This window comes from Enterococcus sp. DIV0724b (assembly GCF_050531475.1).
Lineage (GTDB): Bacteria > Bacillota > Bacilli > Lactobacillales > Enterococcaceae > Enterococcus_L > Enterococcus_L haemoperoxidus.
On the sequence record NZ_CP172890.1, the window covers coordinates 3460272 to 3483181 of the forward strand.

The 22910-nt window shown below is 39.3% G+C and carries 12 protein-coding genes, 8 tRNA genes, 3 rRNA genes and 1 other annotated feature; of the genes, 4 read left to right on the top strand and 19 right to left on the bottom strand.

Annotated elements, in window-relative coordinates; all coding sequences use genetic code 11:
* Positions 1–316: 316 nt before the first annotated feature.
* From IGJ02_RS16000 to IGJ02_RS16065, 14 genes are all read right to left on the bottom strand, one after another.
* Positions 317–2806, bottom strand: a complete 2490-nt coding sequence (locus IGJ02_RS16000) for an ATP-dependent Clp protease ATP-binding subunit (RefSeq protein ID WP_010762186.1) — start codon at positions 2804–2806, stop codon at positions 317–319.
* 4 nt (positions 2807–2810) lie between these two features.
* Positions 2811–3278 (bottom strand): CtsR family transcriptional regulator, encoded by a 468-nt coding sequence (locus IGJ02_RS16005; RefSeq protein ID WP_010762185.1) that lies wholly within the window; start codon positions 3276–3278, stop codon positions 2811–2813.
* A gap of 492 nt (positions 3279–3770) precedes the next feature.
* Positions 3771–5180, bottom strand: a complete 1410-nt coding sequence (locus IGJ02_RS16010; protein ID WP_430602703.1) for an ABC transporter ATP-binding protein/permease — start codon at positions 5178–5180, stop codon at positions 3771–3773.
* A gap of 212 nt (positions 5181–5392) precedes the next feature.
* Positions 5393–5466 (bottom strand) — tRNA-Pro (locus tag IGJ02_RS16015).
* A gap of 84 nt (positions 5467–5550) precedes the next feature.
* Positions 5551–5624 (bottom strand) — tRNA-Arg (locus IGJ02_RS16020).
* A gap of 10 nt (positions 5625–5634) precedes the next feature.
* Positions 5635–5720 (bottom strand) — tRNA-Leu (locus IGJ02_RS16025).
* Between the two features lie 14 nt (positions 5721–5734).
* Positions 5735–5806: transfer RNA gene (locus tag IGJ02_RS16030), tRNA-Gly, on the bottom strand.
* Positions 5807–5814: 8 nt separating this feature from the next.
* Positions 5815–5887: transfer RNA gene (locus tag IGJ02_RS16035), tRNA-Thr, on the bottom strand.
* Positions 5888–5922: 35 nt separating this feature from the next.
* Positions 5923–6004, bottom strand: a tRNA-Leu gene (locus IGJ02_RS16040).
* A gap of 12 nt (positions 6005–6016) precedes the next feature.
* A tRNA-Lys gene (locus tag IGJ02_RS16045) sits at positions 6017–6089 on the bottom strand.
* Positions 6090–6095: 6 nt separating this feature from the next.
* Positions 6096–6168 (bottom strand) — tRNA-Val (locus IGJ02_RS16050).
* Between the two features lie 14 nt (positions 6169–6182).
* Positions 6183–6298, bottom strand: a 5S ribosomal RNA gene (rrf, locus tag IGJ02_RS16055).
* A gap of 97 nt (positions 6299–6395) precedes the next feature.
* Positions 6396–9307, bottom strand: a 23S ribosomal RNA gene (locus IGJ02_RS16060).
* 286 nt (positions 9308–9593) lie between these two features.
* Positions 9594–11154 (bottom strand): 16S ribosomal RNA (locus tag IGJ02_RS16065).
* The 16S, 23S and 5S rRNA genes sit together here with 8 tRNA genes alongside, the layout of an rRNA operon.
* 765 nt (positions 11155–11919) lie before the next feature.
* Between IGJ02_RS16065 and IGJ02_RS16070 the strand changes: the two genes are divergently transcribed.
* The 4 genes from IGJ02_RS16070 to IGJ02_RS16085 all read left to right on the top strand — a co-directional run bounded on the left by IGJ02_RS16070 (position 11920) and on the right by IGJ02_RS16085 (position 16978).
* Complete coding sequence (locus tag IGJ02_RS16070; protein WP_069647139.1) at positions 11920–12618, top strand: response regulator transcription factor; 699 nt, start codon at positions 11920–11922, stop codon at positions 12616–12618.
* Entirely contained in the window at positions 12608–13759 is a 1152-nt protein-coding gene (locus tag IGJ02_RS16075; RefSeq protein WP_010762182.1) for a sensor histidine kinase, read from the top strand. The genes IGJ02_RS16070 and IGJ02_RS16075 overlap by 11 nt, the downstream gene beginning before the upstream one ends.
* A gap of 38 nt (positions 13760–13797) precedes the next feature.
* Positions 13798–14010 (top strand) — a binding site (T-box leader).
* A gap of 92 nt (positions 14011–14102) precedes the next feature.
* A complete protein-coding gene (gene serS, locus IGJ02_RS16080) occupies positions 14103–15374 on the top strand; it encodes a serine--tRNA ligase (protein WP_430602704.1) in 1272 nt (423 codons plus the stop codon).
* Positions 15375–15484: 110 nt separating this feature from the next.
* Positions 15485–16978 carry a polysaccharide deacetylase family protein gene (locus IGJ02_RS16085; RefSeq protein WP_430602705.1) on the top strand — a complete coding sequence of 498 codons (1494 nt, stop codon included), beginning with the start codon at positions 15485–15487 and terminating at the stop codon, positions 16976–16978.
* 41 nt (positions 16979–17019) lie between these two features.
* On the opposite strand, the gene guaB is transcribed toward IGJ02_RS16085, so the two are convergent.
* The 5 genes from guaB to IGJ02_RS16110 all read right to left on the bottom strand — a co-directional run bounded on the left by guaB (position 17020) and on the right by IGJ02_RS16110 (position 22632).
* Positions 17020–18504, bottom strand: coding sequence for an IMP dehydrogenase (guaB, locus tag IGJ02_RS16090; protein ID WP_010762179.1), 1485 nt, complete (start codon positions 18502–18504; stop codon positions 17020–17022).
* Positions 18505–18662: 158 nt separating this feature from the next.
* Positions 18663–20339, bottom strand: a complete 1677-nt coding sequence (locus IGJ02_RS16095) for a 6-pyruvoyl-tetrahydropterin synthase-related protein (RefSeq protein ID WP_430602706.1) — start codon at positions 20337–20339, stop codon at positions 18663–18665.
* 207 nt (positions 20340–20546) lie between these two features.
* Positions 20547–21230, bottom strand: coding sequence for a DUF1129 domain-containing protein (locus IGJ02_RS16100; RefSeq protein ID WP_430602707.1), 684 nt, complete (start codon positions 21228–21230; stop codon positions 20547–20549).
* Between the two features lie 100 nt (positions 21231–21330).
* Positions 21331–22431 (bottom strand): redox-regulated ATPase YchF, encoded by a 1101-nt coding sequence (gene ychF / locus IGJ02_RS16105; RefSeq protein ID WP_010762176.1) that lies wholly within the window; start codon positions 22429–22431, stop codon positions 21331–21333.
* A 3-nt stretch (positions 22432–22434) separates the two neighbouring features.
* Entirely contained in the window at positions 22435–22632 is a 198-nt protein-coding gene (locus tag IGJ02_RS16110) for a DUF951 domain-containing protein (protein ID WP_010762175.1), read from the bottom strand.
* Between the last annotated feature and the right edge of the window lie 278 nt (positions 22633–22910).

The following is a 22910-nucleotide window of genomic DNA, read 5'->3' on the forward strand; positions in this document are numbered from 1 at the left end:
ATTGAGGATGGCGCTTTCTACCACAATCTATTTTTATCATTTTCCTGAGGAGCAAGCTCGTGAAGCTAGATAGTTTAAAAGCTGAATGAGCTTGTTCAGTCTCCAACAAGATCCATTAAAAACAATGCTATTATCTCTTCCAAACGTTCTTCTGACAACTGTTTTATAGTAGCACAGGTTCACAAACTTTCCAATAGAATCTCTTTATTTTAACGCTCATTTTTCATAAAAATTAATTCGTCATTCTCTTTTTTATGAAGAAAAAAAGCTGTACAAAACAGATTCGTTTTGCACAGCGAATTATTGATTTTTTTGATTAAATTGTTTGTAATACTTGTTTAGGTTTAGGTGATTTAACATTCAACGTTATCTTGCCTTTACTTGCACCAACCGTTACTTTATCACCTAAATGGATTTGACCGGAAAGTAATGCCTCACTTAAACGATCCTCAACCTCTTTTTGTAAAGCTCGTCTAATCGGCCGTGCGCCATATTCTGGATCAAAGCCGACTTTTCCAATCACTTCGATGGCAGCTGCTGTGATCTTCACATTGACATCTTGCTCTCTCAAACGCTTAATGATGGATTTGCTCATAATTTTCACGATTTCATGGATTTCTTCTTGATCCAATGAACGGAAGACAACTGTCTCATCCACACGGTTCAAGAACTCTGGACGGAACGCTTTTTTCAATTCTTCCATGATTCGTTTTTGCATCGCATCATAATCTTTTGTCAGGTCTTTAACGTTGAAACCGACATTTTTTTCTTCACGAATCGCTGTTGCCCCAATATTTGATGTCATGATCAAAATCGTATTTCTAAAATCAACTTTACGTCCTTTAGAATCGGTCAAATGACCATCATCTAATACTTGTAAGAGAATATTGAAGACATCTGGATGCGCTTTTTCTACTTCATCCAATAAAATGACAGAATAAGGTTTTTGACGGATTTTTTCAGTTAACTGACCGCCTTCTTCATAACCCACATAACCTGGAGGAGAACCGATCAAACGACTAGTACTGTATTTCTCCATAAATTCAGACATATCCACTCGAACAAGGGCATCTTCACTACCGAACATCGTTTCAGCTAACGCTTTGGCAAGCTCTGTTTTACCCACTCCTGTTGGGCCTAAGAACATAAATGAACCAATTGGTCTATCTGGATCTTTTAACCCACTGCGAGCTCGACGGATTGCACGTGACACAGCTTGGACAGCTTCATCCTGACCGACTACTCGATGATGTAAAATACTTTCTAATTCAAGTAAACGTTCACTTTCTTTTTTCTCTAACTGTTGTAACGGCACGCCTGTCCATTGTGAAACAACATTCGCAACATCTTGCTCTGTCACTTGGTTAGCATAACCAGAAGCTTCTTTTTGTTCTAATAGTAGAATATTTTCTAATTTACGGGCTAATTTTTTCTCTTTTTGGCGTAGTCTGGCTGCACTTTCAAAAGACTGTGACTGAATCGCTTCTTCTTTTTCTTGAACTAAACGAGCAATGTCCACGCGCAAATTATTGATTTCAGAAGGTTCATCTGCCAAATCTAAACGAACTTTAGCTGATGACTCATCCATCAGATCAATTGCTTTGTCTGGTAATTGGCGAGAATTAATGTAGCGTACAGATAATTGAACCGCCGCATGTAAAGCGTCATCTGTGATTTCTACACCATGATGTTCTTCATAGCGAGAACGCAAACCTTTTAAAATCTCTTCTGCTTCTTCCGGTGTTGGTTCATCAACTTGTACTCGAGCAAAACGACGTTCCAAAGCTGAATCTTTTTCGATATATTTTTGGTATTCATCTAGTGTTGTTGCGCCGATCGTTTGCAATTCTCCTCTTGCAAGTGCTGGTTTTAAAATATTTGATGCATCGATCGCACCTTCAGCACCACCTGCACCGATCAAGGTATGCAATTCATCGATAAACAAAATCACTTCACCATCTTGATAAATTTCATCGATCACTTTTTTTAGTCGATCTTCAAATTCACCACGATACTTAGTACCTGCAACTAAAGCACCCATGTCCAACATCATCAAACGTTTTTCCAGCATATCTTCAGGAACTTCACCGTTCACAATTTTTTGCGCTAGTCCTTCAGCAATCGCAGTCTTACCGACACCAGGTTCGCCAACTAAAACAGGATTATTCTTTGTACGGCGACTTAGAATTTGAATTAAACGTCTAACCTCTTGTGAACGTCCAACAACAGGATCTAAATCATTTTCACGTGCTAATTTCGTTAAATCCCGCGCTAATGAATCCAAGGTTGGTGTTCCTTTTGGCGCAGCTTTTTGAGCTTGATTATTGCGCCGGCGTCCTACATTCCCACTCATTTGCGGATCAGTAATACCTATTTTCTTCATTAATAGCTGACGCATTTTAGATAAACTTAAACCTAAATTCAATAAAATGCGTGAAGCCAAGATATCTTCATCTCTTAATAAACCTAGCAAAATATGTTCCGTTCCGATATTTGGTGCACCCAAACGCTTCGCTTCATCGCCTGCATAAGCAAAAATTTGTTTTGCACGAGGAGAATACGGTAAATAAGCACCTTTAGGATATCCTTTCACGGTCCCATAGCCAGTTAAATGTTCGATTTCTTCACGAATATCGTTTTTATCTGCGTTCAACTGACGTAATGACTTCCCGGCAATTCCATTTGGTTCTAAAACTAACGCCAACAACAAATGTTCTGAGCCCACAGATTGATGCCTAAAATATTTTGCTTCTTCTTGTGCAATAGCTAATACCGCCTTGGCACTTTCTGTAAATAATTCATCCATACTATCATTCCTCCTCGTAACTCAAACGTTCTAAAAATGAATGCATCAATTGAGCACGTAAATAATCTTCATTTGATCCAGCTTTACCTAAAACTGATTTTCCAAGAACAGACAACATCAGATTACCTTCTCTTTTGGTAATCACGTCTTCTTCATATAACTTTTGGACAAAAATCAGTGCGTCTTTTTCTGAAAGTCCATCCCCCGTAAATTTGGCAATTTGTTTTAGCAATTGATCACTATCAGAAATCTGAACTTTGGCGATCCTAATATAGCCGCCACCACCACGTTTACTCTCAACAGAATAGCCACGTTGAATTGTAAAACGTGTGTTAATAACATAATTAATCTGGGAGGGAACACAATTGAATAAATGAGCCATTTCAGCTCTGCGAATCTCAATCTTACTGCTTTCTTCAAGAATCTTCTTTAAATATGCCTCTATTAAATCCGAAGTATTTTGATTACTCATCACTCTCATCCTTTTCCCTTGACTAATACTGACCTTAATTATACATAATTTCAAGTGTTTAATAAAGGAGAATGCCTAATTTGATAAGAAAAGATAAATATATTAGACTATTAAATTGTTCTTTAACAAAAAATATCGATTTATTTTTTTATTAAAATTTAAAGTGTGTGAAAAAAACTAAAATCTAGTTTTCCCACACACTTTTCTATATCTTAAGGTATCTATCAAAATATAACGCTAACTGCATAAGATATAGCTAACTAAAATATTTATACGATCGATAATGATTGTTCTAATCTATCAGTGACATAGTGATTATCATATGAACCTTCTGTAAATATACGTTCATCCAAAATTGAACTTAAAAATAAAACATTACATAAAAATCAGAAATTTCTTTCAGCTCACAAGTCAATAGAAAATCTGCAACTGTCACTTTTTCACCTTTTATGACTTGGTATATCGTTATCTTCTAATCTGTTTAATTGATATTTATTGTGCTTCAACTTTACTCACTACTTTAGTAAATGTGATATTAAAGACTAGAGCAATTGCAGCAAAAGCGAATAGATAAATCAGCATCTGCTGAGCTGTTAGAATTGTTTCTGTATTAAAAGATAAGTCGATACCATAGTTTTGTTTATACGCATTCACAACTGTGTCTGGTGCATCTGAAAAAACATTATTGAGGGAGTCCTTCATTAAAACTTTTTTCAAAAAAGCATTCATTTGAGTCAATGGAAAATAGGACATCACTGTTCTCATAAATGGTGTGACACTACCGATAGAGATATAAATCCCTGATACAAAACCAATTATAGTCCCCACGATCGTACTCAAAGTAGCAAAAGCAGATCTTGCTTTGATTAATTTACAAATTGGATAGATCATTAAAATTGATAGTAGAGCTGCTGCAAAAATATTACCTAATACTAGAGCTAACGTGTTGATTCCTGAAGAAAGCAATGCACCACCACCTACAAATAGAATAATTCCTAATAGATAGGCAAAAAATGAAGTAACTGTCCCAATCAAAACGGCTGCAATTATATACGTAAGTTGTAATTTCGCATTAGAAATAGCAGTCAAATGAAAATCAAGAACTTTTCCTTTTTCTTTATCAGAGATCATAACGCCGTATGCTCCTAAAGTTGATGTCATCGAAGTAATCGTTACTAAACCTGCAATCAACCAGTAATTGACCATATCAACAACGTCTTGATTTGCTGTCGTAGTTCCCATTGCTTCATTAATATCCCCAAAATAACTAACTCGACCATTCGTTAAAACATTTAACAAGTCACAAGACTCCATCTCATCTAAATAATGAGTAATCAAGATAATCGTCATACCTTTTGTTTTGTTCAAAAACTTGATTGCTTCCCATAAATCTGTTCTCGTTTTAGGATCCAAAGCTGTTGTAGGCTCATCCAATAGTAAAATCGATGGATTATGTACTAACGCACGAGCAATGTCACATTTCCTTTTTTGACCGCCAGACAACTGGCCGTATCTTTTATTTAATATTGGTTCTATACCTAAAAAGCAGTCGATTTCTTTTAAACTTTCTAAGACTTCATTTTTATTCAGGCCATATAGCTTCCCTCTAACCATTAAGTTTTCTTTAACTGTTAAAAATTCATCTAAATTATTTTGTTGAAACACTACACCTAGATGCTGATATACTTCACTGGACTCAATCACTTCATCACCAATCTGCCAACGAACTTCACCGTCTGTTTTTTTGATAGCATTGATCAAAATATTAAACAGTGTAGTTTTTCCTGCACCATTTGGGCCAAGTAAACCGTAGAATTTTCCTTCTTCAAAATTCATATCAATTCCTTTTAAAACAGTTATATCACCATAACTTTTCTTTAAATCTTTAATTTCAACTTTCATTTTTACTCACCGTTATCTTTCCTTATAAAATATTTCCTGTAAATTAATTATACCAAATGATATATTATAAAAGTCAATATATGTGTAAATCTATTTCTTATGTATAAAATCATTTAAAAGACACCAGCCGTAACAAGCCAATTCTTTAAATTATCGTAAAGTAAAAAAACACCACTCAAAAAATGAGTGATGTTTATACAAAATTAAATAAATCGGGAAGACAGGATTCGAACCTGCGACCCCTTGGTCCCAAACCAAGTGCTCTACCAAGCTGAGCTACTTCCCGTAGCTATAATAATAAAAAAAGACTAATCACTTAAAAGGAACTAAGACCCATTACCTTCTAAATCGTAGTCAAAAATTTCAACTATGCACCCAAAGGGAGTCGAACCCCTAACCTCTTGATTCGTAGTCAAGCACTCTATCCAGTTGAGCTATGGGTGCTACATTTTTATGCCGAGGACCGGAATCGAACCGGTACGGTGATCACTCACCGCAGGATTTTAAGTCCTGTGCGTCTGCCAGTTCCGCCACCCCGGCGAAAGAACAAGCTAAGCGGAAAACGGGGTTCGAACCCGCGACCCCCACCTTGGCAAGGTGGTGCTCTACCACTGAGCTATTTCCGCAGTCTGGATGCCGGCTAAAGGATTTGAACCCTCGACCCTCTGATTACAAATCAGATGCTCTACCAACTGAGCTAAGCCGGCGTTATAATCGCCTAGTAATAAAACGAGACTAAAAATGCGGGTGAAGGGACTTGAACCCCCACGCCGTAAGGCGCTAGATCCTAAATCTAGTGCGTCTGCCAATTCCGCCACACCCGCAAAATATTCCTATGAGCCGTGCAGGGCTCGAACCTGCGACCCTCTGATTAAAAGTCAGATGCTCTACCAACTGAGCTAACGGCTCAAAAAATGGAGGTTGACGGGATCGAACCGCCGACCCCCTGCTTGTAAGGCAGGTGCTCTCCCAGCTGAGCTAAACCTCCAAGACAACACTTTAGCGTGGCGACGTCCTACTCTCACAAAGGGAAACCCTTCACTACAATCGGCGCTAAGAAGCTTAACTTCTGTGTTCGGCATGGGAACAGGTGTATCCTTCTCGCTATCGCCACCACACTGGGTGTTGTTGCTATTCAATTGAGTGATTATTCACTCAAAACTGGATTGAAGTAATGTAATCAAACAGTCCGAAAAACTTTTTTATTTCGTTTCTTTGGTTAAGTCCTCGACCGATTAGTATTGGTCCGCTCCGTACATCACTGCACTTCCACTTCCAACCTATCTACCTGATCATCTCTCAGGGGTCTTACTTTCTTAAAGAAATGGGAAATCTCATCTTGAGGTGGGCTTCACACTTAGATGCTTTCAGCGTTTATCCCTTCCCTACATAGCTACCCAGCAATGCCCTTGGCAGAACAACTGGTACACCAGCGGTAAGTCCATCCCGGTCCTCTCGTACTAAGGACAGCTCCTCTCAAATTTCCAACGCCCGCGACGGATAGGGACCGAACTGTCTCACGACGTTCTGAACCCAGCTCGCGTGCCGCTTTAATGGGCGAACAGCCCAACCCTTGGGACCGACTACAGCCCCAGGATGCGACGAGCCGACATCGAGGTGCCAAACCTCCCCGTCGATGTGGACTCTTGGGGGAGATAAGCCTGTTATCCCCAGGGTAGCTTTTATCCGTTGAGCGATGGCCCTTCCATGCGGAACCACCGGATCACTAAGCCCGACTTTCGTCCCTGCTCGACTTGTAAGTCTCGCAGTCAAGCTCCCTTCTGCCTTTACACTCTGCGAATGATTTCCAACCATTCTGAGGGAACCTTTGGGCGCCTCCGTTACTCTTTAGGAGGCGACCGCCCCAGTCAAACTGCCCACCTGACACTGTCTCCCACCACGATAAGTGGTGCGGGTTAGAGGGTTCATAACACAAGGGTAGTATCCCACCAGCGCCTCCACCGAAACTAGCGTTCCGGGTTCATCGGCTCCTACCTATCCTGTACATGTGGTACAAACACTCAATATCAAGCTACAGTAAAGCTCCATGGGGTCTTTCCGTCCTGTCGCGGGTAACCTGCATCTTCACAGGTACTAAAATTTCACCGAGTCTCTCGTTGAGACAGTGCCCAAATCGTTACGCCTTTCGTGCGGGTCGGAACTTACCCGACAAGGAATTTCGCTACCTTAGGACCGTTATAGTTACGGCCGCCGTTTACTGGGGCTTCAATTCTGAGCTTCGCCGAAGCTAACCCATCCTCTTAACCTTCCAGCACCGGGCAGGCGTCAGCCCCTATACTTCATCTTTCGATTTTGCAGAGACCTGTGTTTTTGATAAACAGTCGCTTGGGCCTATTCACTGCGGCTGACCGAAGTCAGCACCCCTTCTCCCGAAGTTACGGGGTCATTTTGCCGAGTTCCTTAACGAGAGTTCGCTCGCTCACCTTAGGATACTCTCCTCGACTACCTGTGTCGGTTTACGGTACGGGCAGTTGTTTTCTCACTAGAAGCTTTTCTTGACAGTGTGACATCAGGAACTTCGGTACTATTATTTCCCTCCCCATCACAGCTTGTCCGTATAGAGTAAAGCATTTGACTCTACTCAAGACTTACTGCTTGGACATGCACTTCCAGTCGCATGCATTCCTTAGCCTCCTGCGTCCCTCCATTGCTCAAACAAAAACAACTGGTACAGGAATATCAACCTGTTGTCCATCGCCTACGCCTATCGGCCTCGGCTTAGGTCCCGACTAACCCTGGGCGGACGAGCCTTCCCCAGGAAACCTTAGTCATACGGTGGACGGGATTCTCACCCGTCTTTCGCTACTCATACCGGCATTCTCACTTCTAAGCGCTCCAGCCGTCCTCACGATCGACCTTCAACGCCCTTAGAACGCTCTCCTACCATTACACCAGAGGTGTAATCCACAGCTTCGGTAATATGTTTAGCCCCGGTACATTTTCGGCGCAGGGTCACTCGACTAGTGAGCTATTACGCACTCTTTAAATGGTGGCTGCTTCTGAGCCAACATCCTAGTTGTCTGTGCAACCCCACATCCTTTTCCACTTAACATATATTTTGGGACCTTAGCTGGTGGTCTGGGCTGTTTCCCTTTCGACTACGGATCTTATCACTCGCAGTCTGACTCCCGGATATAAATGAATGGCATTCGGAGTTTATCTGAATTCGGTAACCCGAGATGGGCCCCTAGTCCAAACAGTGCTCTACCTCCATCATTCTTAATTCCGAGGCTAGCCCTAAAGCTATTTCGGAGAGAACCAGCTATCTCCAAGTTCGTTTGGAATTTCTCCGCTACCCACAGCTCATCCCCGCACTTTTCAACGTACGTGGGTTCGGTCCTCCAGTGCGTTTTACCACACCTTCAACCTGGCCATGGGTAGATCACATGGTTTCGGGTCTACGACTACATACTCATTCGCCCTATTCAGACTCGCTTTCGCTGCGGCTCCGGCTCTTCACCTTAACCTCGCATGCAATCGTAACTCGCCGGTTCATTCTACAAAAGGCACGCCATTACCCATTAACGGGCTTTGACTTGTTGTAGGCACACGGTTTCAGGATCTATTTCACTCCCCTTCCGGGGTGCTTTTCACCTTTCCCTCACGGTACTGGTTCACTATCGGTCATTAGGGAGTATTTAGCCTTGCGGGATGGTCCCCGCGGATTCCGACGGAATTTCTCGTGTTCCGCCGTACTCAGGATCCTCCTAGGTGTTGCCAACATTTCGTCTACGGGGCTATTACCCACTTTGGCGAACCTTTCCAGGTTCTTCGACTATCTTGACAGACTACCACAACGGAGTCCTACAACCCCAACAAGCAAGCTTGTTGGTTTGGGCTCTTCCCGTTTCGCTCGCCGCTACTCAGGGAATCGAATTTTCTTTCTCTTCCTGCAGGTACTTAGATGTTTCAGTTCTCTGCGTCTACCTCTAACCAGCTATGTATTCACTGGAAAGTAACATCCTATAAAAGATGCTGGGTTTCCCCATTCGGAAATCTCTGGATCATAGCTCACTTACAGCTCCCCAAAGCATATCGGTGTTAGTCCCGTCCTTCATCGGCTCCTAATGCCAAGGCATCCACCGTGCGCCCTTATTCACTTAACCTTACGATCTTACGATCGGTTTTGTTTGGTTCGTTTCTCTAGCGATAGAGGCGTGACCAATAAAATAAGCTTCGAACTATTTTAATTAAAAAACTCATTCAACGCGGTGTTCTCGGTTTGTTTTGATTACTTTTTTACTTCAATATCCAGTTTTCAATGAACAATTCGTTTGAGAGAATCATATAAATAAGAAAGAGAATCAGATGATTCCTTTCACTTATAAGAGTAAACCTCTCAAAACTGAACAAAGTGTCGACGAATGTGTAAGTTTCCGTAATATCCCTTAGAAAGGAGGTGATCCAGCCGCACCTTCCGATACGGCTACCTTGTTACGACTTCACCCCAATCATCTATCCCACCTTAGGCGGCTGGCTCCACAAGGGTTACCTCACCGACTTCGGGTGTTACAAACTTTCGTGGTGTGACGGGCGGTGTGTACAAGGCCCGGGAACGTATTCACCGCGGCGTGCTGATCCGCGATTACTAGCGATTCCGGCTTCATGTAGGCGAGTTGCAGCCTACAATCCGAACTGAGAGAAGCTTTAAGAGATTTGCATGACCTCGCGGCCTAGCGACTCGTTGTACTTCCCATTGTAGCACGTGTGTAGCCCAGGTCATAAGGGGCATGATGATTTGACGTCATCCCCACCTTCCTCCGGTTTGTCACCGGCAGTCTCGCTAGAGTGCCCAACTGAATGATGGCAACTAACAATAAGGGTTGCGCTCGTTGCGGGACTTAACCCAACATCTCACGACACGAGCTGACGACAACCATGCACCACCTGTCACTTCGTCCCCGAAGGGAAAGCTCTATCTCTAGAGTGGTCAAAGGATGTCAAGACCTGGTAAGGTTCTTCGCGTTGCTTCGAATTAAACCACATGCTCCACCGCTTGTGCGGGCCCCCGTCAATTCCTTTGAGTTTCAACCTTGCGGTCGTACTCCCCAGGCGGAGTGCTTAATGCGTTAGCTGCAGCACTGAAGGGCGGAAACCCTCCAACACTTAGCACTCATCGTTTACGGCGTGGACTACCAGGGTATCTAATCCTGTTTGCTCCCCACGCTTTCGAGCCTCAGCGTCAGTTACAGACCAGAGAGTCGCCTTCGCCACTGGTGTTCCTCCATATATCTACGCATTTCACCGCTACACATGGAATTCCACTCTCCTCTTCTGCACTCAAGTCTCCCAGTTTCCAATGACCCTCCCCGGTTGAGCCGGGGGCTTTCACATCAGACTTAAGAAACCGCCTGCGCTCGCTTTACGCCCAATAAATCCGGACAACGCTTGCCACCTACGTATTACCGCGGCTGCTGGCACGTAGTTAGCCGTGGCTTTCTGGTTAGATACCGTCAAGGTAAGAGCAGTTACTCTCCTACTTGTTCTTCTCTAACAACAGAGTTTTACGATCCGAAAACCTTCTTCACTCACGCGGCGTTGCTCGGTCAGACTTTCGTCCATTGCCGAAGATTCCCTACTGCTGCCTCCCGTAGGAGTCTGGGCCGTGTCTCAGTCCCAGTGTGGCCGATCACCCTCTCAGGTCGGCTATGCATCATGGCCTTGGTGAGCCGTTACCTCACCAACTAGCTAATGCACCGCGGGTCCATCCATCAGTGACACCCGAAAGCGTCTTTCAAATCAACACCATGCGGTGTCGACTATTATGCGGTATTAGCACCTGTTTCCAAGTGTTATCCCCCTCTGATGGGTAGGTTACCCACGTGTTACTCACCCGTCCGCCACTCCTCTTTTCAAATGAGTGCAAGCACTCGGTAGAAAAGAAGCGTTCGACTTGCATGTATTAGGCACGCCGCCAGCGTTCGTCCTGAGCCAGGATCAAACTCTCATAATAAAAGTTGAACACAATCCGAAGATTGTTAAGCTCATTTGTTTGCTAGCATATTGCTTCGCTTTGTTAAAAATTGTTGTTTGTTTTTACCGTTGTAAAAACAACCTACACATTTGGTTCGTCTTACTTTGTTCAGTTTTCAAAGGTCTACTGTGTTACCTCGCAGCAACTTTTATATCATATCAAATCTTCGATTCGATGTCAACACTTTTTTAAAAAAAGTTTCAAAGTTTTTTTCTGCTTGATGTTATCGAATGTTTCGTGACAACTTCATTAGTTTATCAGGTTACTCGTTGTTTGTCAACAACTTTCTCGCTGATTTTTCAAGTTTTTTCAAACTTGAATTGTTATTCTATTTTAGTTGATTGTCACTCGTTTCTGCGACAACTTCACTAGTTTATCAGGTCGTTCGTCGTTTGTCAACAACTTTCTCGCTGATTCCCAAAGTTTTTTTCAAACTTGGTTTGTTATGTTATGTGATCGTTTGGCGTGTTACATCAGTGCCTTGCGACAAGATATAATATACCAAGTTTACGGGCTCAGGTCAACTAAAATTTGCACTTTTTTTAAACTTTTTTTCGTTACCGATTGTTTTATTACTTTTGTTCTTTATTGTTCGTTTTTGAGCAAAAAACCAGCTCTTTTCCCCCTATTTCTTAATTTTTGGTAACATATTCTAAATTTACCGTAACTTCTCTTTGTTTTTGTCAATTTTTCTATTTTTTTGTTAGAATGAAGAAGAAGAATTCTACTATATATATGGAGGAAATGAATGATATGAAAATTTTAGTTGCTGATGATGATAAAGAGATTGTAGAACTACTGAGCATTTATATTCACAATGAGGGGTATGAGGTGGTTAAAGCTTACGATGGAAAAGAGGCATTGTCCAAGATTCGAACAATTTCAGATATTGATTTACTTATCTTAGATATCATGATGCCAATCATGGACGGTATGCAAGTAGTGAAAGAATTGCGTAAGGAATCTCAAATTCCTATTATTATGTTGACTGCTAAAACAACTGATATGGATAAAATAAAAGGTTTGGTAGCTGGAGCTGATGATTATGTTACAAAACCATTCAATCCATTAGAAGTTATGGCTCGAGTTAAATCTATTTTAAGACGTAGTCAAATGCAACTGAAAGCAGATGAACCTGATGTACTCGAAATAGGATCATTAATCATCAACAAAGATTCCCACGAAGTAAAAACAGTTGAAGGAAAAGAAATTCAATTAACTGCTTTAGAGTTTGGTATTTTGTATCTATTAGCTAGCCACCCTAATCGTGTTTTTAGTGCTGATGAAATTTTTGAACGTGTATGGCAGCAAGAAAGCATTGTTTCTGCAAAAACGGTTATGGTTCATGTAAGTCACTTGAGAGATAAGATAGAAGAAGCAACTGGCGGAGAAAAAGTCATTCAAACAGTTTGGGGAGTTGGATATAAGATCGATGCTCGTTAGACAAAAGAAAATCGAAAAACAAAAAAGAATCACCCTAACATCAAAGGAAATTAGCGAATTACTTGCTGAAGGAATCGTCACGATCATCCTGTTACTTCTATTAAATGTTTCAATTACAGTTATTCTTAGTGGTAACCAAACATTACAAGGCATCATCTGGGCAACTAAAGGTGCTTTTGCAACCGAGCTAAATACAGATTTATTTTGGAGTTTGAGTAAATTTGTTATCCCAATCTTTTTTATAGTAGACGTCGCTGTATTGTACTGGCGTTTGATTCGTCGTTATCGTCAAATGCAGTTGCGGCATATTATCAGTGAGCTGCACTATATCGCTGATGGTAATTACGACCACCGTATTCCTTTTGAGCTGAGCGGTGATTTAGCAAAAGTTGTTACTAGCATCAACGGTTTGGTTGATAGCACCGTTGCAGCTATTGAAGACGAACGTAAAATTGAAAAATCAAAAGATGAGCTTATCACAAATGTGAGTCATGATATTAGAACACCTTTAACTTCTATTATAGGATATTTAGGTTTGATCGAAGATCGGCAATTTCACAATGAAGAAGATTTGCTGAAATATACCCATACAGCTTACGTAAAAGCAAAACAGATGAAGTTACTTGTTGATGATCTCTTTGAATATACGAAAGTTCGCCAACCTTCTGTCCCTATTAATACGATCAACTTTGATATGACTCAACTGGTTGAACAGCTTGCCGCTGATTTCGAACTAGAAGCTGATAAAAATAATATGACCATTCAAGTCAACGCTAACCCTACATCAATAAAAATGGATGGAGATACCGAAAAATTAGTTCGTGTCTTCAATAATTTACTATCAAATGCACTTAAATATGGTAAAGGTGGTAAAAACATTGTTATAGATGTTGAAAAAGTTGGAACCGAGGCTGTAATCGCCGTTAGAAATGATGGCCCCCCGATTCCTAAGAAATCTCTTGATCAATTATTCGATCGTTTCTATCGTGTCGAAGAGTCTCGCTCACAAGAAACGGGCGGGACAGGTCTTGGTTTAGCAATCGCACAAAGCATTATAGCTCTGCATGGCGGCTATATCTATGCGACTTCGGATAATCGTTGGACATCGTTTATTATTCATTTACCTTTAAAAAGAAATTGATTTACTGAGGTTGACATCTAAACGAAAGTTTTGTATCCTAATGACAAGCAAAGAGAAAAAGTATTTATAGTGCTGAATTAAAGAGAGTTTGCGGTGGTGAGAGCAAATATTCTACTATAAAGAAGTCCGTCTCTATTACATGCGTTTGACGAAATAAGTCAGACCGGTCGCAGCCGTTATCTGCATTACAAGGGCAGCGTTATAGCTGAACTTGGGTGGTACCGCGAAATTCAAGTCATTTCGTCCCAAGAATTTTTTTCTAGGGATGGAGTGGCTTTTTTTACACTGTTATTTAGCTATATGTGCTAGCCCATGTAGCTTTAAAATTGAAGGAGGAGTAATTATGTTAGATGTAAAAATGATTCGTCAAAATTTTGATGAGGTTCAAGCAAAATTGAAAAGCCGTGGTGTAAAAGAGGAGATATTAGTAGAATTCTTGCGTTTAGATGAAAGCCGACGTAATTTATTAGTAAAATCAGAAGAACTAAAAAAATATCGGAACGATGTTTCAGCAGAAATCGCACAATTAAAACGAAATAAAGAAGATGCTACAGTCAAGATTGCTGAAATGAAAGAAGTAGGCGGTAATATCAAAGCCTTGGATACTGAAATTGAAGACATCGATACTAAACTTCATGAAATTTCTACAACATTACCAAATCTTCCACATGATTCAGTACCTGTCGGCGCAGATGAAGACGATAATGTTGAAGTACGTCGTTGGAGCGAGCCTAGAAGCTTCGTTTTTGAACCTAAACCACATTGGGATGTAGCCGAAAATCTTGATATTCTTGATTTTGAGCGCGGAGCAAAAGTTTCAGGTAGCCGTTTTGTTTACTATAAAGGACTTGGTGCTCGACTAGAACGTGCCCTATACAATTTCATGTTAGACTTGCACGTCTATGATCACGGCTATACAGAAATGATGACACCTTATATCGTAAATAGTAATTCTATGTTCGGTACCGGTCAATTTCCTAAATTCAAAGAAGATGTCTTTCAGTTAGAAGGTACTGACATGACGTTGATCCCAACAGCTGAAGTTCCTCTAACAAACTATTATAATAATGAAATTTTGGATGGTAAGGATTTACCAATTTATTTTACAGCTCTTAGCCCATCTTTCCGTTCGGAAGCTGGAAGTGCTGGCCGTGATACTCGCGGATTGATCCGTCTACATCAATTTAATAAAGTAGAAATGGTAAAATTTAGTGACGCGCAAAATTCTTATGAAGAACTAGAAAAAATGACAGCCAACGCTGAAGATATTTTACAAAAGCTGAACCTACCTTATCGTGTAATGTCACTAGCTACAGGCGATATGGGCTTCTCTGCTGCTAAGACTTATGATTTAGAAGTATGGATTCCAGCGCAAAATGCCTACCGTGAAATCAGTTCTTGTTCAAACTGCGAGGATTTCCAAGCTCGACGCGCTATGATTCGTTACCGCGATGAAAATGATAAAGTTCAATATGCCCATACTTTAAACGGATCTGGTCTAGCTGTTGGACGAACTGTTGCTGCTATTTTAGAAAATTACCAAAACGAAGATGGATCTGTCACGATTCCAGAAGTTTTAGTTCCTTATATGGGTAACTTGAAATTAATTAAATAAATGAAAAGAATCGCTAATTTAACCTTATGTTTGTTGAAAGTATAAATCAAGCATGATACATTTGAGTTACTATAAGCAGTCAAATTTATAAATTAGAGGGATTAAACGTTATGGACAGAAAAAATCACCCACGAAGTACTCGAAATAGCCGGCGCGAAAAAAAGAAACACATTTTCACAAAAAAAATAGCTTTTGCATCTATACTTGGTGTTTCTTTTATTTTAATCTGCGGTGGTGTTTATGCAACTTATGCCGTGCAACACAAACACGATGAGGTAAATGAAGTTGAAGAAGATAACCAGTATGAAGAAAAAGAAACCGCCTTATTAGAAAAAATCCGAAAAGCTCAAAAACAAGAGGTTCTCGAAAGTTCTGAACAAGAAAAAATAGATGGTAATATCCAAACATTAATCTATGAACCCGTTGCTACAGACATTATCCCTCAATTACCAGAAATAAAAACAGAATTAACGGCTTTAATAGAAGCTACTAAAAAAAATAGTTCTAAAGAAACCCCCATAAAAATTATTGGGCGCGTAAAAGCAGATAAAATCAATGAACAAGTGATAGGCTATTTACCCGCTGTCGACACCTATACATGGGATCAAGAAAAAGAAGACTGGTCTGAAAAAACCGAAGTGGGTAAAAATACAGCTTACGTCAACAAAAAAACGAAACAGCCATTGACGCTACAAGATATTTTCTTAAGTGAAGCAAATATTCTAGCTGTCCAACAAGTTGTTCAACAAAAATTGCTAGATGAAAGCTCTGATGGTAATGCTATCATTGATGCGGTACTCAATATGCCAAATCTCTCATTAGATAAGACTACTTTCACTTACTATTCTGATAAAATCAGCTTAAACCTACCTGACAATTCGACTGGTAAAAATGAAATCACATTACCTTATAAAGACATTGCTGGTTACGTAAACCCAGAATTTGTAGATGCATCTTTTATTAAAGACGTATTACCCGCACCTTTAGATCCAAACAAAAAATATATTTCACTTACGTTTGATGATGGCCCAAATCCTGAAACCACACCTCGCCTTCTAGATATTCTAAAAGAAAAAGGTGTCAAAGCTACATTCTTTATGTTAGGACAAAATGTGGTAAAACATGAATCACTTGTACAACGAGTAGCCGAGGAAGGCCATGAGGTAGCTAGCCATTCCTACTCACATCCACAATTGACTGGCCTCGATGCCCAAAGAGTGAAAGATGAAGTCCAAAAAACAGACAAAGCCATCTATCACGCAATTGGCAAGCTACCAACTGATTTTAGACCGCCTTATGGTGCTGTTAATAAAGATGTAGCAGCAATCATTGGTAAGCCGATTATTCAATGGTCTGTAGACTCTCAAGATTGGCAAAGTCATAATGCTCAAGCGATTATCAAACGTATCGATGATACAGCCTACAATGACACAATTGTGTTGATGCATGACATCCATCCTGAAACAGTGGACGCTGTAGCAACTGTGATTGATCATTTGCGTGGAGAAGGCTACGAGATTTTACCTTCTAAAGAATTACTAGGAAAAAAAGCTAAGCCGCTTCATATGTATTATGGTTCTAAAGATGAACGGCCTGTCCAATAACAAAAAAACTACCAATGTCGATTATGACATTGGTAGTTTTTTTATTGTTCTACAGAGTAATTAGGTGCTTCTTTCGTAATTTGTACATCATGAGGATGAGATTCTTTCAATCCATTTCCACTCATTTGAATAAATTGTGCTTCTTCACGTAATTGTTGTAGATTTGCTGCACCGACATAGCCCATACCAGATTTTAACCCACCGATCATTTGGAAAACAATATCTGATACGCTACCCTTATAGGCAACACGTCCTTCAATACCTTCTGGAACTAATTTATTTGCTTCGTTAACTCCGCCTTGGAAATAACGATCACTTGAGCCTTTTTCCATTGCACCCAATGATCCCATTCCACGATACGTTTTAAAACGACGTCCTTGATAAATTTCAAATTCACCAGGTGATTCATCTGTACCGGCTAACATACTACCTAACATAACAGCATGTCCACCAGCTGCTAAAGCTTTTACGATATCTCCAGAATACTTGATTCCACCATCAGCGATAATAGCTTTACCATATTTACGTGCAACAGAAGCTGCATCATAAATCGCTGTTAATTGAGGAACACCCACACCTGCAACGACACGTGTCGTACAGATAGAACCAGGTCCGATCCCAACTTTAACGACATCAACACCTACGTCATAAAGAGCTTTAGCCCCTTCAGCTGTTGCGATATTTCCAGCAATTAATGTAGCTTCTGGGAATGTGTCACGAATTTCTTTGATTTTACGAATCACACCAGCACTATGACCATGAGCAGTATCGATAATGATTGCGTCAACACCTGCCTCAAGTAATGCTTCGGCACGTTCAAAAGTATCACTTGTAACGCCAACTGCTGCCGCTGCTAGTAAACGACCATGTTCGTCTTTCGCTGCATTGGGAAATTCGATTACTTTTTCAATGTCTTTGATTGTAATCAGACCGCTCAGACGATTGTTTTCATCTACGATCGGTAATTTTTCAATTTTATGCTTTTGTAAAATCTTTTCAGCATCTTTTAGAGAAGTACCTACTGGGGCTGTGACTAAGTTGTCTTTTGTCATGACTTCATCGATTTTCATTTGATAATCTGTTACAAAACGCATATCACGGTTCGTAATGATACCAACCAATTTACGATTATCCATTGTTTCTACGATAGGTACACCGCTGATACGATACTTGCTCATTAGATTTTCTGCATCTGCCACTAAATTCGTTGGGGTTAAGAAAAATGGATCGATAATCACGCCGCTTTCAGAACGTTTTACTTTACGAACTTCATCTGCTTGTTGCGCGATGCTCATATTTTTGTGAATAACGCCTAAGCCACCTTGACGAGCCATTGAAATAGCCATTTTACTATCAGTTACTGTATCCATACTTGCACTGATTAGAGGAATATTCAACTTTATATTTTTTGCTAGTTGGATACTCATATCCACCTCATTTGGCAAAACATGACTTTCTGCTGGAATCAATAAAACATCATCAAATGTAAGACCCTTTTTCGCAAATTTTGTTTCCCAGTTAGACATTTTTCAGACCACTCCTCTATTTAATTTTATATAAGAAAATAACAGATAATAAAAGGTAAGTCAACCGCATTTCCCTGTTTAGAGAAAATTTCTTACACTTTCTCTAAACATGAGTTTTCTCTCATTTTTTTGTTATCCAATTAAAAGAATAACTATAGTTATTTCTTTAAGTTCAGCTCAGTTGAAGTACAAGGTCTAGATTTCCAAATTATACAAATTAAGAGGGTGATGATCGATAAGCTTAATGAAATTTTTTGCGCCCAAGTTGTTTGGTAAAAAATAGATACCCGACCTTTTTCAGCTAAACGAATAGCAACTAATCCATTTTCTTTATTTAATGATGCTGGTATTGTTTTAACGTTTCCATTACTTACTATTTTAGCCTGATAACCATAATAATAGATAAACGGAATCGTAACCATCGTTTCTTGTGTACCCTTTGTATGATAGTCAAAAGCCACTGAATCAAAGTTCATTTCGGTATTCGATATGTTTATTTGGTCTGAGTCATAAAGTACTTTACGTTTTTTATTCTTTTTAATAGTAGAATAATCAACTTCTTTTGGTAAATACTCATGTCCTGCACCAATATAATAGCTATTTGTTTGATCATATGAGTGGTGTGATAAGATTCGTTTTCCTTCGGTATCAATACTTTCCTTCTCATACAACCCGACACCAATTAAAATAACCATAATTAGAATTATTTGGCTACTTGGAATTTTTTTGAATAATCCGATGTCATCATTTGCGATGAGATAAGCCAACAACAAGGTCACGATCGATAAAAAACGCCATGGAAACTGAATCGTATTTAGTGGTGTTTGATCAAAAAAGTGCCATGGAAAAAGATCCGTCACTATAATCATAAAAAATAGGGCTAAAATGATTAAGTCCCGATGTTGTGCGTCTCGTTTGAATAGCATTACTCCATATATAATCAACCCCGCCAATAAAATAATTCCAATATTCGCAGATGACGCATGAAAAACTGTATTTTTAAAACTATTTGCCAACAATTCGCTAAAAGAATAACTTCTATCTGAAATCAACGTTAGCGGGTTGGATGTAACTTGAAAAGTCGTATGCTTCATCTGTTCAAAAACTGGTACTAAATAAAAAGCGAGTAATAAAATAGTCACCCCAGCGGCTTTTAGAATCGCAAAGATTACCTCTTTTTTTAAAAAGCTCCTCAGATTTAAAAGAATATACATGCCGATAAAAATGCTGATAATTTCTATCGAAATAAAATGTGCTAAGCCAATTCCTGTCATCGCAACGGTCAACAGTAACCATTTTTTCTCTTTACCATGTTTCAATAAATAGAGACTTGCTAAAACTAATGGAAAAAAGCTCATTGCCAAGAGCTCACCAATAGCCTGACGATTAAAAAAATCCTGCAGACGGTAAATCGATAGCGTATATAATAATGAAAACAAGTAACTTTTCATTTCGGATAAACCCATGTACTTTCCTGATATATAGGTTAAAATAAATGTACCTAAATTTATCCCAATAGCAAAGATAATAAAACTGGTTGCAAGCGAAAAACCAAAAACGCGCAAAATTGCTGGAAAGTATAGATAAAAATCTGGATAGAACAAACTAGAGGCATACCCATATCCACCAATAAAAAAGTAACTTACTTTTGGCAATAATAGGCCATGACGTAAAGATAAAGCCAATCCTTCGATCCTATTTTGATGAAAATGGTAATCGTCACCTATCATGATATGATTATTTTGAAGATAAACAATATATAAAGACAGTACACTTAATATAAAAAAACTTAAAAAAATTAGTAATCGACTATGTTGATTGATCCATGTTTTCATTGAGCCACCTCTTCATAATGAAAATTGATTGAAACTTTCATTCTTATTCTCTATGGTATCGTGCCAACGCTTTTCTTTCAAACATGAACCCTTTCAGATTAAAACTATGAATAAATTTAGCCATAATTTAATACTTAGCTAAAAAAGAGAAAAGTCTTGGACAAAACGACGTTTAGTTTTGTCCAAGACTTTTCTCTTTTTTATTCTTTAACGTGCCAAGCTACTACGCATATTATACTTTTTCTTTAACAAATAACGAGTACCTAACGCAATCCCACCAATAATGATAACTACAACTGGATCTAAAACCGGGTTAATAACAGCTGGTAACATTGCTGAGCCCGTAAATACAACTAGCCATAAAAGCATGGCACCAACTAAAATGAATCCTGTTTTGATCCAACCCGGGCGTTTAGATTTGTCCACGCCAGGTCGATCATATTGATATACGTATTTATACATTAGATAGAATGCATATCCACCAGCCATTGACGCTAATACTAATGTCAATAATCCCAATGGTTGTGATTTTCCTTTGGACCACATCATCATAACTGAAAACATAATCGTCATTACACCGAATAATAACAATGTATTATCTAACCACATCAAGATCGGTGTTGATTCTGGAAGTTCTTCCGGTTTATTTAAGATAGACTCCGTACGTTCAGCCACTGTTCCGAAAAGCTGACGGGCAGTTTTCCCACTTTTTTGACCTTCTACTAAATGAGGTAGAATTTCGTGCAAAGCAAGTGTCTGTGCTTCTTCTGAAAGATTAGCAGCAACCAATGATTTTTTTAAGTCAAAGATGTACTGTTCGTTTCTCTTTGTCAATTTTTGTTCAAGTTCACGATTTTCTGAAACAATATCTCGAAGTGCTTCTGATTCCATTTTTGCGTCCTCCTCGCCCGTGGCCAACGGGGCAGTCTTTACCTAAAAAGTATTCTAACACATTTTTTAGGGAGAAAAACAGTTTTTAGCAAATTTTTTCCTATACGTTGAAACGGAAAAGCATAACATCGCCATCTTGAACAACATATTCTTTTCCTTCTAAACGAACTTTTCCTGCTTCTTTTGCGGCTTGCATATTGCCGTACGTATTCAAATCATCAAATGAAACCGTCTCTGCACGAATAAATCCACGTTCAAAATCAGTATGGATAATCCCGGCTGCTTGAGGCGCTTTGATCCCTTTACGGAAAGTCCACGCACGTACTTCTTGCTCGCCGGCAGTAAAATATGTTGCTAAGCCTAAAAGGTCATATGCTGCACGTATCAATTGATCTAAACCAGACTCTTCAATACCTAACGCTTCTAAAAAGTCGGCTTTATCTTCATCATCTAATTCAGCTATTTCTTCCTCGGCACGAGCACAAACAACGATTACCTCTGCTTGTTCATTTGCAGCGAAAGTACGAACTTGTTGAACATATGGATTATTATCTGAATCCGCTACTTCATCTTCTGACACATTTGCCACATATAAAATAGGTTTTGCTGTTAGTAAAAATAAGCTTTTAACGATTTTTTGCTCATCTTCGGTAAATTCGATCGTACGAGCAGACAACCCTTCTTCTAAAACAGGTTTAAGTTTATCTAATACTGCTAATTCAGCTACCGCATCTTTATCTTTCGTCTTAGCTATTTTAGCTACACGAGTATAGCGTTTCGTGATAGAGTCCAGGTCAGCTAATACTAATTCTAAATTGATCGTGTCAATATCTGCCAACGGGTCTACACGTCCTTCAACGTGGGTAATATTATCATCATCAAAACAACGTACTACATGACAAATAGCATCCACTTGACGAATATGGCTTAAAAATTGATTTCCTAACCCTTCACCTTTGCTTGCACCTTTTACGATTCCGGCGATATCTGTAAACTCAAAAGTAGTGGGTACTGTTTTTTTAGGTTTCACTAACTCTGTTAAACGCAGCAAGCGCTCATCTGGTACTTCAACCATACCTACATTAGGATCAATTGTTGCAAACGGATAATTTGCCGCTTCTGCTCCTGCTTTTGTAATTGCGTTAAAAAGGGTAGATTTCCCTACGTTAGGTAAACCTACGATTCCAGCTGTTAATGCCATTGATCATTCACTATCCTTTATTAGTTTTTTTTCCAAAATTTTCTTCATCTTTTTTTCAAAATCACGGCGTGTCAACATCACGATATGACCGCAGTTTGTACATTTTATTTTAATATCAGCGCCCATTCGGATAATTTCCCAACGATTTGCCTGACAGGCATGGGGCTTTTTCATTTCTACAATATCACCAAGATCATACATAATAGATATATCCCTTCTATCAATAGTCGTTAATAGTCAGAAAATCAGACATAAACATACAAGGATACAATACCATTTTTTGGGCAATCAAGCAAAGCTATTTTATTGATTGGCTTTTTTTATATGATTCGTAAGGAAACACTAGGAATACAAACCGTTATTTCTCAAAAAATCAAAAATAATTCAATTTAATTAAGATTGTATTTGTAATATTTATGTTGGATAATAATGAAAATATCACTACACAAACAGTATCTACATTTCTGTTCAAGATACTA